This window comes from Methylobacterium tarhaniae, from assembly GCF_001043955.1.
GTDB lineage: Bacteria > Pseudomonadota > Alphaproteobacteria > Rhizobiales > Beijerinckiaceae > Methylobacterium > Methylobacterium tarhaniae.
Genome location: NZ_LABZ01000138.1, coordinates 1 through 11,412 on the forward strand (window position 1 = coordinate 1; position 11,412 = coordinate 11,412).

Sequence of the window (11,412 nt, forward strand, 5' to 3'; positions counted from 1 at the left end):
TGGCGACCGGAGCCTTGGCGACCGGAGCCTTGGCGAAGATCGGGAGGTCCGGCGGGTCGAAGCGGCCGGATTGCGCGGCGGCGGCGGCCTCTTCCAGGAGGCCGGTGCCGGCCCAGAGGCTGCGGCCGGGAGAGGCGGGCCGCTGCTCGGCCTCGGCCGCCGGGGCTTTGGTCAGCCCCGCCGGGGGCTTGGACAACCCTGCCGGGGGCTTGGACAGCCCTGCCGGGGGCTTGCTCGCGGGGCGCTCGCTCTGGGGCCGCTCGCTGTCGGTCAGGGGAGTCGTGCGGCTGCGCTTGATCTCGACCGTGAATGACGGTTTCGCGCGGTGGCGCGTCATTGAATGTCCTGAAGCGATCTGTTCGGAATCAGTCGCCCGCGGCCATGCGCGCGGGCACGATCCTCACTTAGGATGGGTGATAGGGATTGTCCATGCCAAGAATTGATAAAGTCTCAACAAATGTCACAGTGACGGCATGCGGGTGGTCTCGCGCCGGCAATGTTCTGCCGCGCGCGAGGTTTGACACAATCGTGTCCCAGTCGACGGGCCGGAGGGAGGACCGCGCGTGAACGTCTTCGTGCTCACCGGGGCCGGGATCTCGGCCGAGAGCGGGCTCGGCACTTTCCGGGATCCGGGCGGGCTGTGGCACCGGTTCGACCCGATGCGGCTCGCCACCCCCGAGGCCTTCGCCGACGAGCCGGAGGAGGTCCACGCCTTCTACAACCTGCGCCGGCAGGGGGTGCGGGAGACGGTGCCCAACGCCGCCCATGCGGCGCTCGCGCGCCTGGAGGCCGGCCTCCAGGCGCGCGGCGGCCGGCTCTTCCTCTGCACCCAGAACGTCGACGACCTGCACGAGCGCGCCGGTTCCCGGGCGGTCACCCACATGCACGGCGAGCTGCTGCGGGCGCGCTGCACCGCCTGCGGCGAGAGCCGGCCCTGGGCGGACGACCTCTCCGTCGACACGGCCTGCCCGGCCTGCGGGCGGAGGGGCGGGATGCGCCCGGACGTGGTCTGGTTCGGCGAGGTGCCGCTCCATCTCGACGCGATCGCGCGGGCCCTCGACGCGGCCGACCTGTTCGTCGCCATCGGCACCTCCGGGGCGGTCTTTCCGGCAGCGGGCTTCGTGGCCCGGGCGCGGGGCGCCGGGATCCCGACCCACGAGGTCAACCTCGCCCCCTCCGACACCGCCGGCCTGTTCGAGGCCGCCACCTACGGCCCGGCCACGCGGGCGGTGCCGGGCTTCGTGGACGATCTCCTGACGACGTTCAGCGGATCGAGACCTTGACGTCGAGATTGGTGGCCGAGCCGTCGGGATAGATGATCAGCGCCCGGAAGGCGTCGAGGCCCTCGTAGCCTTCCGCGGCCTCGAACGTCATCTTCAGGCCCTCGACCTTGCGGGCGTTGCAGGCGGCGAGGGGCGAGCCGGGGGCGTAGCGCGGGAAGGACGGCTCGGCGGTGAAGCGCACGCTGCCGTGCTTCGGCCCGTCGACGAGGCGGGCCACCACCGGCCCCTGGGGCGAGCAATCCGGGAACAGGCTGGCGAAGAACCCGATGGTGCGGGCCTCGTTCGTCGGCACGACCCGGAAATAGGGCGTCGCCGGGAGCGCCGGGAACCCGCCCGGGCTCGCGCCGGGCGGCGCCTCCGGCGGGGCCGGCGCCGGCATCGGGGGCGCCGCCGGAACCGGCTGGGCCGGCTGCGCCGGTGCGCCGGCACAGGGCAGGGCGGTGAGGCAGGCGACCGCCCCGGCCCACAGGGCGGCGCGGCTCTGTCGCATCCGGAATGTCACGGGCGCTCCTCGATGTTCGGTGGCGCCCGGGTCAGGGCGCGTAGGCGCTGGCGGCGGCCGGCAGGGACGGGGATGGGAGACGGGCCGCGAGGGGCCGCAGGGTCGGGCGCAGCCAGGGGCCCTCGATGGCGAAGCCCCCGGAGGACCGCCCGTCGGGCTGGGGCTCGATCCGGGCCTCGGCGCCCAGGCGGCGCTCGGCCAGGAAGACCCGGCCGCCGAGGCTCGCGGTGAGCGCCGCGCCGCGGACCAGGCCCTGGCCGATCTCGGCGACGCCGTCGCTCACCGTCAGGCTGATCCGGGCGCGCTCGAAATGGGTGCGGCCGCCCCGGCGCAGGGCGGTGGCGGCGGTCTCGGGGCGCTGGGCGAGGTCGGCGAGGTTCAGCCCCAGGATCTCCCCGCCCTCGACCGTGGCGGCGGCCCGGCCGGTGAGGCGCCCGACGAGGTCGGCGAGGCTCGATCCGGTGCCGTCGAGGGCGACGGATCCTTGCGCCCGGCCGAGGATCCAGCGCGGCCAGCCGAGATCGGCGAAGAGGCCGCCGAGGTCGATCCGGTCGGCGCTGCCCTGGAGCCGGGCGTCGAGGCCCGCCGGCACGGCGGCGAGCGCGGCGCGGCCCTTGACCGTGCCGCCCTGCACGGTGGCCCGTCCCAGCGTCGCCTCCACGGTGCCGTCGCGCACCAGGAGGCCGGCGGCGACGTCCTGCGCCTCCACCGGGCCGAGGCGGGCGGAGGCCGCGGAGAGGCGCAGGTCGAGGTCGCCGCGGGTCAGCCCGTCGAGGGAGAGCGGCGCCCGGCTCCAGCCTCCGGGCCCGGCCTCGGGCAGGAGTTCCGCCTTGGGCAGAAGGCCCGAGAAGTCGATCCGCTCGGCCGCCAGGGTGCCGGTGACGGCGAGCCGCCCCCGCACCAGGGACGCGGCGCCCGCGCCCTCGAGCTGGCTGTCCCCGACCCGCACCCGGATCTCGGGCCATTCCACGCCGCCGGGGCGGGCGAGGAAGCGTCCGTCGAGGCTCACCGGGCCGGCCAGCGCCGCGGGGCCGGGCGCGATCTCGAGCCAGGCCAGGGTGCCGGGCAGGGAAGGGGTGGCGAAGCGGCCCTGGCCGGACAGGCGCAGGCCTGCGCCGGAGGTCTCCTTCGGGGCGGCCTCCGGCAGGTCCCTGGCCGCGTCCCCGGCGGTCTCCCGGGCCCAGAACAGGGTGCCCTCGATCTCGGCGCTGCCCTCGGCTCCCCCTGCACCGGCCCCGTTCCAGGTCAGGGCGGCGCTGAGAGGCGTCTCGGCGCCGGCCGCCAGCTCGCGCGGGCGCAGGCCCGACAGGGCCAGGGTCGCCGGCACGCCGCGCCAGGTGAAGGCGGCGGAGAGGTCGAGGCCGGCGGTCGGGCGCGGCCAGTTCGCCACCAGGTTGAGGCCGGTGACCGTCTCGGGATGGCCGGTGCGGGGATCGCGCAGGGAGAGCGTCGCGTCGACGAGGACGAGACGGCGCAGGTGCCGGCCGCGGCCCGCGGCGACCCGCGCGGCGAGCCTGGCGGCGGGCTCGGTCCAGTCGCTCCCCGCACCGTCCGGCACGGCGATCCGGGCCCGTTCGAGGACGAGGCCGGTGATCTCGGCCCGGCCGGCGAGGAGCCCGGCGAGGCCGAGCTGCACCTGCAGGCCCTCGCTCGCGACAAGGTCGTGACCGCCGCGGCGCAGCCGCACCCCGGAGAAGCGCAGGGACGGGGCGGGCAGCAGCGTCAGGGTGGCGGGGCCCGCGACCGCGAGTCCGAGGCCGTAGCGCCGCGCCAGGTCCCGCTCCGCGAAGGCGGCCGCCCGCGGAGCGGCGATCGTCCAGGACAGGGAGGCGGCCGTGAGCGCGAGCGCCATGACGGCGGCGCCGCTCAGGGCCAGGGTGGTTCGGCGCGACATCGCTCTCCGGCTGCCGGCGTGGACGAGAACTCGTGCGCCCCCCCGGGCCGCCGCTCCGGCCGGCCCCTCGGGCCCGCCGGCGGCATACGCCTTCCCAGGCCTCGTATAATCCCTCGCGCGCGGCTTGTCTCCCCGGCAGGATTTTCCCGCCGGACGAGTTTTCCCACCCCGGCAGGGCTTTTCCCGCCCCCGCGGGGCTCGCCACCCCTCCCGCAGCGGGACATTTTCCTGCGCTGCCCGGTGGTGTGGCGGCGCAACAATGCTAAACAGGGCGGCGAGGCGCCGCATCCGTGCGGGACCGAGGGCGCTTCAGCCCCGGCGGTGCCAGAATTTGAGGAAACGAGGGATGAAGAAGGTATACCCCGACGCCACGGCCGCCCTGGCGGGCGTCCTGCGGGACGGCATGACGATCATGGCCGGCGGTTTCGGCCTGTGCGGCATTCCCGACGTCCTCATCGACGCGGTGCGCGAGAGCGGCGCCAAGGACCTCACGGTCATCTCGAACAATGCCGGCATCGACGGCGTCGGCCTCGGTGTCCTGCTCGAGACTCGCCAGATCAAGAAGATGATCTCGTCCTATGTCGGCGAGAACAAGACCTTCGCCAAGCAGTACCTCGCCGGGGAACTCGAGATCGAGTTCAACCCGCAGGGCACGCTGGCCGAGCGCATTCGCGCCGGCGGCGCCGGCGTCCCGGCCTTCTTCACCAAGACGGGCGTCGGCACCCTGATCGCCGAGGGCAAGGAGACCCGGGAGTTCGACGGCGAGATCTACGTGATGGAGCGCGGCCTGTTCGCCGACGTCTCGCTGGTCCATGCCTGGAAGGGCGACACCGAGGGCAACCTCGTCTACCGGAAGACCGCCCGCAACTTCAACCCGATGATGGCCTCGGCCTCGCGCATGACCATCGCGCAGGTCGAGCACCTGGTGAAGCCCGGCGAGATCGACCCGGACCACATCATCACGCCCGGCGTGTTCGTGAAGCGGATGATCCACGTCCCGAACGCGCAGAAGCGCATCGAGCAGCGCACCACCCGCAAGCGTGTCGAGGCCGCGCCGAACGCCGAGCCCGCGCCCGCCCCGACGGGCGGCGGCGCCATCTAAGGAGAGGGAGACGATCATGGCCTGGACGCGCGACCAGATGGCGGCCCGCGCCGCCCGCGAGCTCGAGGACGGCTTCTACGTCAATCTCGGCATCGGCATCCCGACGCTGGTGTCGAACTACATCCCCGACGGCATGTCGGTGCAGCTCCAGTCCGAGAACGGGATGCTGGGCATGGGCCCGTTCCCCTACGAGGGCGAGGAGGATCCCGACCTCATCAACGCCGGCAAGCAGACCATCACCGAGTTGCCGACCACGAGCTACTTCTCGTCGGCCGACTCGTTCGGGATGATCCGCGGCGGCCACATCGACCTGTCGATCCTCGGCGCGATGCAGGTGGCCCAGAACGGCGATCTCGCCAACTGGATGATCCCCGGCAAGATGGTGAAGGGGATGGGCGGCGCGATGGACCTCGTCGCCGGCGTCAAGAAGGTCGTGGTGGTGATGGAGCACGTCGCCAAGGCCAAGGACGGCTCGGAATCGCCGAAGCTGCTCGAAGCCTGCGACCTGCCGCTCACCGGCACCCACGTGGTCGACATGGTGATCACCGATCTCGGCGTCTTCACCATCGACAAGAAGGGTGACGGCGGCATGAGCCTGGTGGAACTCGCCGACGGCGTCACCGAGGACGAGGTGCGAGCGAAGACTCAAGGCCAGTATCGCGTGGCGTTGAAGAACAGCTGAGAAAGGACTGCCTGCGCGAGCAGGCAGAACGAACAGCACCGTCGACACCTTCTTGCGTCATCCCGGGGCTGCGCAGCGGAACCCGGGATGACGATGCAGGTTGCCCGCTCCGCCGAGGGAGCCGGGCAGGCTCGATCAGTGCTGCCCCGGATACGCGGCGTCCAGCACGAACGGATACGGCCCGTCGAACGCCTCGACATAGACCATGTGGCTCACGATTCCCGTCTCCGGCGTGTAGCGGTGGAGCAGGTAGGCCGGGGGCTCGAAGACCAGGGCGCCCTCGTGCTCCGGGCCTAAGTCGAAGGCGACTTGGTGGGTGACGCTCGGGGCGATCTGGGCGAGCGTGCCGGCGTAGCGGGTCAGGATCGGCCGGTGATGGTGGCCGCACAGGATCCGCTCGATGCAGGTCTCACGCCCGATCAGCCGTCGGAACTCCTCTTCCCCCTCCAGGAGCCGGATCTCGTCCATGTGGACGAGGCCGCAGGCGAAGGGCGGATGGTGCATGAAGACCAGGGTCGGGCGGCCGTCGCCACCGGCGAGTGCCCGTTCGAGGAAGCCGAGGCGCTGCGCGCAGAGGGCGCCGTGGCTCGCGCCCGCCACCAGCGTGTCGAGGGCGATCAGGCGGACCGGGTGATCCTCGACACTGTACTGGACGAAATTCCCGGTGGCGCCGGGCATCCAGGCCGCCGGCAGCGCCTCGCGCATGGTCTCGCGCCGGTCGTGATTGCCGGGCACCACGTAGACCGGCATCGGCAGGCGGGCGAGGAGGCCGCGCAACTCCTCGTATTCCTCCGCGAGCCCGCAATCGGTGAGGTCGCCGGAGATCAGCACCAGGTCGGGCCGGGGATCGAGGGCGATGAGGTGCGCCACCGCGCGGGCGACCATCTTGTTGGTCTCGGAGACCCGGTAGGCCGGCAGCCCGCGGGGGCGCACGTGCAGGTCGGTGATCTGGGCGATGAGCATGGGGGTTGTCCGGCGGGAGCAGAGATGCCCCGTCCCGGGCCAAGCCCGGGACGGGTTCGCGCGTCAGGTCGAGGCCATCACTCGGCGCCCGGCAGGCGCAGGGCGGTGTCCTCGACATAGGGGCGCATCAGGGCGGCGGCGGCCTTCTGGGCGGCGGCGAGCGCCTCCTTCGGCTGGCGCTTGCCCGAGAGCACGGCCTGCAGCTCGTCCTCGATCGCCTTGCGCACCGGCACGGTGCGGTAGGTGGCGAACCACGGCTTGGCGTTGGCGAGCTGGTCGACGGCGATCTTCGCGTCCGGGTTCTTCTCCAGGAAGGCCTTCATCTCGGGCAGGTCGTAGGCGGCCTTGTTGGGGGCGAAGTAGCCCGTGGCGCGGCTCCACCAGCCCGACTTCTCGGGCGAGGTCAGCCACTGGATCAGGGTCCAGCCGGCGGCGCGCTTCTCGGGCGAGAGGCCGGCCGGCTGGACCAGCGAGGCGCCGCCGATCGGCACCGCCTGGCGCACGTTCATCGGCACGAAGGCGACCCGGAACGGGAACTTGGCGGTGTCGCGGATGAAGGTGAGCGAGCCCGTCGAGATGATCATCATCGAGGCCTGGCCGGCCAGGAATGCGCCGGTCACCGCCGGGCCCTTCTGCTCGCCGGCCGGGTGCACCTTGGCCTTGTGCACCAGGTCCGACCAGAAGGTGAGGGCGCCGAGCATCGTCGGGGTGTCGTAATAGACCTCGCCGCCATACTCCTCGTTGTAGTAGCGCCCGCCATTCGACATCGTCAGGGCTTCGAGGATCCAGCCGCCGTAATCGTAGTTCGAGGGCATCATCAGGCCCCAGCGGGTGGTGCGGTCGCCCTCGCGCTTCGTCAGCTTGCGGGCGGCGTCAACCAGCTCGGCCCAGTTGCGCGGCGGCTTGTCCGGGTCGAGGCCGGCTTCCTTGAAGTGATCGGCGTTGATGTAGAGCAGCGGCGTCGAGTTGTGGAACGGCACGCCGTAGACCTTGCGGTCGATCACGGCGTTGGGGAGGAGCGCCGGGAAGAACTGGCCCATGAAGGCGTCCTGGCTCTTGCCCTCCTTCTGGATCAGGTCGTCCATCGGCACGATCTCGCGCTCGATGGAGAGGTCGGTGAGGAAGTTCGCCGACATGATGACCGCGGCCGGCGGCTTGCCGGCCTTGATCGCCGCGCGGGTCTTCAGGAGCGTGTCGTCGTAGGAGCCGGTGAAGACCGGGGTCGCCTTGATGTCCGGGTGGGAGTCGTTGAACTCCTTGATCAGGCCGGACATGTTGCGGGCGAGCGCCCCGTCCACCGGGACCGGGAAGAACAGCTCGATATCGGTCGCCTGCGCAGGAAGCGGCGCGGCGAGGCCGGCCGCTGCCACGAGGGCGAGGGCGGCGCCCTTCCACCAGGAAATCATCTGTGGTCGTCCTCTACTTGATGCCGGAGGCGAGGAAGCTGTTCACGAACCGGCGCTGGAAGATCAGGAAGGCGGCGAGCAGCGGCAGGCTGACCAGGAAGGTGCCGGCCGCGATCAACCCCCAGGCCTGCATGCCCTCGGCGCTGAGCGTGAAGCTCGCGAGACCCAGGGTGAGGGGCCGTTTGTCGGGGGAGTTGATGACCATCAGCGGCCACAGGAACTCGTTCCAGTGGCTGGTGACCGAGACGATCGAGAAGGCCACCAGCGCCGGCTTGGTCAGCGGCAGGTAGATGAGGCGGATGCGCGCCCACCAGCCGGCGCCGTCGATCATCGCGGCGTCTTCCAGTTCGCGCGGCACCTCGCGGAAGCTCTGGCGCATCAGGAAGGTGCCGAAGGCGGTGGCGCAGTAGGGCACCATCACGCCCGGCAGGGTGTCGTAGAGGCCCAAAGCCGCGATGGTCTTCAGGTTCGGCACCAGCAGCACCACCGGCACCAGCATCAGCTGCACCAGGAACAGGCCGAACAGCAGGCCGCGGCCCGGGAATTCGAGGCGCGCGAAGACGTAGCCGGCGAGCGAGGCGGTGACGAGCTGCACCAGGAGGATGCCGGCGCAGATCGCGACCGAATTGAGGAAGTAGAGCGGGAAATCGGCCGAGGCCCAGGCCTCGGCGAAGTTGGCGAGCGTCGGGGCCAGCGAGGGCAGGAGCGAGGCGTCGGCCGTGGAGCCCGCCGGCCGGAACGCCGCCACCAGCATCCACCAGAACGGCACCGCCCAGACCAGCGCGAGGCCGGCGACGGCCCAGCGCACGATTTGAGGCGTGACCTCCCGGGTCACGGGACCGGAGGGGGGAGCGCTCATCGGGCCGCCTCCGGGCCCTGGCCGCGGGCGAGCGACAGGCCGGTCAAGCCCGCGAGCAGCGCCAGCGTCACCACCGTGGCGGCGGCGGCGCGGCCGGCATCGTAGCGCTCGGCCGCCTGCTCGTAGATGTAGAACAAGAGGAGCTTCGTCGCGTCCGAGGGCCCGCCCTTGGTCAGCACGAAGACGTGGTCGACCTGCGTCACCGCGTTGAGGAGCGCGATCACGCCGACGAAGGCGAAGGTCGGGCGCAAAGCCGGCAGGGTCACGTATAGCAGCCGCTGCCACGGGCCGGCGCCGTCGAGGAGGGCGGCTTCCCGGGCCTCGTCGGGGATCGCCTGCAGGCCGGCCAGGATGAACAGCATGTAGTAGCCGGCATTCTTCCACACGGTCAGCACCGTGATGGCGCCGAGCGCCAGGTCCGGATCGCCGAGCCAGTTGGCGCCGGCGAGCCCGAGCCGGGCGAGGTGGTGGTCGATGAGGCCGATCCCGGGCAGGAACAGGAACAGGAAGAGCGCGGCCGCCGCGACGAGCGGGATCATCACCGGCAGGAAGAACAGGGCCCGCATCAGCGCCCGCACCCGGCCGGCGCCGTTGAGCGCCAGGGCGAAGGCGAGCGCCAGGACCAGGCTCGGGACCACCGTGCCGAGGGCGTAGAGGGCGTTGTTGAGGAGGGCGCGCCGGAAGGTCGGGTCGGCGAACAGCGCCGTGAAATTGTCGAGCCCGACGAAGCGGGTGCCCCGGCGCGTCACCGCGTGGGTGGCGTCCCACAGAACCTCGATCACCGGCCAGTAGGTGAACAGGGCGAGGAAGACGAGGGAGGGGCTGAGCAGCGCGAGGGGCAGCAGCAGGCCGGCCCAGGGCCGCCGCGGGGCGGAGGGCTCGGCCGCGGAGGCCGCCGGCATCGTATCGAGGACGTGGGTCAAAGGGGCCGCCGGACGTGTCGTGACCGGCGCGTCATCGTGCGGTTTCGTGACAGGCGGATGAATTCGCATCCGGCCTGGACCGTGTTCCCGGCCCCCGGCCGCCCTGATCCCGGCCCCGGCGAGCGCTTCGGCGATATCACGGCAAGTTGCGCGAGGCGGGATCGAACCGGCTCAACGACAACCCTCGCTGGCAGGGGCCCGGTCCGGGTCAGCAAGATCTTGTGGATCGCCCCCGCATCGCCGCGATGACGTTCGGGACTTGAGTCGCGTGCGACAGGGCCGGATCGGGCTTGCCGGCGCGCGGCCGGACGGGAAGTCTCGGCCGGAGAGACCCCGAGGGCGAATCACCATGCCGGAACACGCGGACTGCGCCTGCCTGGAGGAGATGCTGGCGCCCCTCGGCGGTGTCTCGATCCGCCGGATGTTCGGCGGGCTCGGGCTGTTTCGCGACGGCCTGATGTTCGGGCTCAGCCCGCGCGGCGTGCTCGACCTGAAGCCTGCCCCCGAGGAGACCGCGTCCTTCGCGGACGAGGGCGGCGCGCCGTTCTCCTGCGCGGCGGCGCAGGCCGCGGCCCGGGCGCAGGCGCGGCTCAGGGCAGGGCGCACGGCCGCGTGATCCCGCCGGCTTCGCCGCCGCGGGGGAGGCGTCGCCGGGCCGGTTCCCGCGGGAGCGGGAACGCAGCGCCGCAGGCCGCTCTCAGCGCGGGGTCACCCGCATCGGCATCCCCTCGGCAGGCCGCAGGGTGATGCGCTGCTTGAGCACCGGCAGGTAGCCGGGCCGCAGCGAGAAACGGAACGAGCGGACCAGCACCGCCAGGATCGCCACCGCCTCGCTGAGCGCGAACCCCATGCCGATGCAGATCCGCGGCCCGGCCGCGAAGGGCAGGTAGGCGTAGCGGTCGCGGGCCTTGGCGGCCTCGGGAGCGAAGCGGTCGGGATCGAAGCGCTCGGGCTCGTCCCACAGGGTGGCGTGGCGGTGCACGGCGTAGATCGGGATGGTGATCGGCGTGCCGGCCTTGACCGGGACGCCGTCCAGATCGACGTCGCGCAAAGCCGCCCGCACCACCACCGGCACCGGCGGATAGAGCCGCATCGCCTCGAGGATCACCTGGCGGGTATAGGGCAGGGCGTCGACATGCTCCGGGGTCAGCGGGCCGCCGCCGGTCACCGCCTCGACCTCGGCGGCCACCAGCGCCTCGCTCTCCGGGTGGTGGGCGAGCAGGTAGAACGCCCAGGTGAGGGCCAGCGCCGTGGTCTCGTGCCCGGCGGTCACGAAGGTGAGCAGGTTGTCGGCGACGTCGCGGTCGTCCATCGCCTGGCCGGTCTCCGGGTCGCGGGCGGCGAGCAGCAGGCTCATCAGGTCGTTGCGCCCCTCGGTGCCGTTGCGGCGGCCTTCGGCGGCGAGGCGGAAGAGCTCGTCGCGCAGGTACATCTTGGCCCGCTCGGCTTTGGCCCGGCCCGGGAACGGCATCCAGGCGGGGGCCCGCAGCAGCGTGAGGGCGAAGACCCAGCTCGTCGATTCGAGGTAGTCGGTGATGCCCTTCTCGACCCGGGCGGCATCGATGGCGCCGGATCCGGAGAGCATCGTCTCGACGATGATCTCGAAGGTGGTGCGCATCATCGTGTGGGCGATGTCGACCTCGGCGCCGTCACCGGCGGCCAGGATGTCGCGGGTGCGCTCGGCGGCGGCGATCATCGCCGGCACGAAGCTGCGGATGCGCTCGGCCCGGAAGATCGGCGCCGCCGCCCGGCGCTGCCAGCGCCAGCGCGCGCCGTCGGCGGTCAGGATCGCGTCGCC

General features: G+C 72.2%; 11 protein-coding genes and 1 pseudogene. 4 read left to right on the top strand and 8 right to left on the bottom strand.

Annotated elements, in window-relative coordinates; translation table 11 throughout:
- Positions 1-337, bottom strand: a pseudogene (locus VQ03_RS19570) (hypothetical protein); the annotation flags it as partial.
- Between the two features lie 226 nt (positions 338-563).
- Here VQ03_RS19570 and VQ03_RS19575 point away from each other — a divergent pair.
- The gene (locus tag VQ03_RS19575; protein WP_048452577.1) at positions 564-1,283 is read left to right on the top strand and encodes an NAD-dependent deacylase; all 720 of its coding nucleotides are present in this window, start codon (positions 564-566) and stop codon (positions 1,281-1,283) included.
- Here the strand turns inward: VQ03_RS19575 and VQ03_RS19580 are convergent.
- Together VQ03_RS19580 and VQ03_RS19585 are read right to left on the bottom strand one after the other, a co-directional pair.
- Positions 1,264-1,773, bottom strand: a complete 510-nt coding sequence (locus VQ03_RS19580; RefSeq protein ID WP_048452578.1) for a hypothetical protein — start codon at positions 1,771-1,773, stop codon at positions 1,264-1,266. The two genes, VQ03_RS19575 and VQ03_RS19580, sit on opposite strands and share 20 nt — an antisense overlap.
- Before the next feature lie 43 nt (positions 1,774-1,816).
- A complete protein-coding gene (locus tag VQ03_RS19585) occupies positions 1,817-3,679 on the bottom strand; it encodes an AsmA family protein (RefSeq protein ID WP_048452579.1) in 1,863 nt (620 codons plus the stop codon).
- A 346-nt stretch (positions 3,680-4,025) separates the two neighbouring features.
- Here VQ03_RS19585 and VQ03_RS19590 point away from each other — a divergent pair, with 346 nt between their 5' ends.
- Together VQ03_RS19590 and VQ03_RS19595 are read left to right on the top strand one after the other, a co-directional pair.
- A complete protein-coding gene (locus VQ03_RS19590; protein ID WP_048452580.1) occupies positions 4,026-4,781 on the top strand; it encodes a CoA transferase subunit A in 756 nt (251 codons plus the stop codon).
- A 16-nt stretch (positions 4,782-4,797) separates the two neighbouring features.
- A complete protein-coding gene (locus VQ03_RS19595; protein ID WP_048452581.1) occupies positions 4,798-5,463 on the top strand; it encodes a 3-oxoacid CoA-transferase subunit B in 666 nt (221 codons plus the stop codon).
- 135 nt (positions 5,464-5,598) lie between these two features.
- Here the strand turns inward: VQ03_RS19595 and VQ03_RS19600 are convergent, their stop codons facing one another.
- From VQ03_RS19600 to VQ03_RS19615, 4 genes are all read right to left on the bottom strand, one after another.
- Positions 5,599-6,426, bottom strand: coding sequence for a phosphodiesterase (locus tag VQ03_RS19600; RefSeq protein WP_048452582.1), 828 nt, complete (start codon positions 6,424-6,426; stop codon positions 5,599-5,601).
- A 77-nt stretch (positions 6,427-6,503) separates the two neighbouring features.
- The gene (locus VQ03_RS19605) at positions 6,504-7,832 is read right to left on the bottom strand and encodes an ABC transporter substrate-binding protein (protein WP_048452583.1); all 1,329 of its coding nucleotides are present in this window, start codon (positions 7,830-7,832) and stop codon (positions 6,504-6,506) included.
- 13 nt (positions 7,833-7,845) lie between these two features.
- Positions 7,846-8,691: a carbohydrate ABC transporter permease gene (locus tag VQ03_RS19610; protein ID WP_208605525.1), complete on the bottom strand. Its 846-nt coding sequence runs from the start codon at positions 8,689-8,691 to the stop codon at positions 7,846-7,848.
- Positions 8,688-9,593 (bottom strand): carbohydrate ABC transporter permease, encoded by a 906-nt coding sequence (locus tag VQ03_RS19615; RefSeq protein WP_048452587.1) that lies wholly within the window; start codon positions 9,591-9,593, stop codon positions 8,688-8,690. The genes VQ03_RS19610 and VQ03_RS19615 overlap by 4 nt, the downstream gene beginning before the upstream one ends.
- Positions 9,594-9,963: 370 nt before the next feature.
- On the opposite strand from VQ03_RS19615, the gene VQ03_RS19620 reads away from it, so the two are divergent.
- Entirely contained in the window at positions 9,964-10,230 is a 267-nt protein-coding gene (locus VQ03_RS19620) for a TfoX/Sxy family protein (protein ID WP_048452585.1), read from the top strand.
- Positions 10,231-10,311: 81 nt separating this feature from the next.
- Here the strand turns inward: VQ03_RS19620 and VQ03_RS19625 are convergent.
- The coding region (locus tag VQ03_RS19625) for a cytochrome P450 (RefSeq protein ID WP_048452586.1) at positions 10,312-11,412 on the bottom strand (1,101 nt) is incomplete at its 5' end.

What these genes read in the sequence shown, in the direction of transcription:
- VQ03_RS19580 (WP_048452578.1), bottom strand. Translation starts at nt 1,773, where the DNA reads ATGCGACAGAGCCGCGCCGCCCTGTGGGCCGGGGCGGTCGCCTGCCTC.
- VQ03_RS19585 (WP_048452579.1), bottom strand. Translation starts at nt 3,679, where the DNA reads ATGTCGCGCCGAACCACCCTGGCCCTGAGCGGCGCCGCCGTCATGGCG.
- VQ03_RS19590 (WP_048452580.1), top strand. Translation starts at nt 4,026, where the DNA reads ATGAAGAAGGTATACCCCGACGCCACGGCCGCCCTGGCGGGCGTCCTG.
- VQ03_RS19595 (WP_048452581.1), top strand. Translation starts at nt 4,798, where the DNA reads ATGGCCTGGACGCGCGACCAGATGGCGGCCCGCGCCGCCCGCGAGCTC.
- VQ03_RS19600 (WP_048452582.1), bottom strand. Translation starts at nt 6,426, where the DNA reads ATGCTCATCGCCCAGATCACCGACCTGCACGTGCGCCCCCGCGGGCTG.
- VQ03_RS19605 (WP_048452583.1), bottom strand. Translation starts at nt 7,832, where the DNA reads ATGATTTCCTGGTGGAAGGGCGCCGCCCTCGCCCTCGTGGCAGCGGCC.
- VQ03_RS19610 (WP_208605525.1), bottom strand. Translation starts at nt 8,691, where the DNA reads ATGAGCGCTCCCCCCTCCGGTCCCGTGACCCGGGAGGTCACGCCTCAA.
- VQ03_RS19615 (WP_048452587.1), bottom strand. Translation starts at nt 9,593, where the DNA reads ATGCCGGCGGCCTCCGCGGCCGAGCCCTCCGCCCCGCGGCGGCCCTGG.
- VQ03_RS19620 (WP_048452585.1), top strand. Translation starts at nt 9,964, where the DNA reads ATGCCGGAACACGCGGACTGCGCCTGCCTGGAGGAGATGCTGGCGCCC.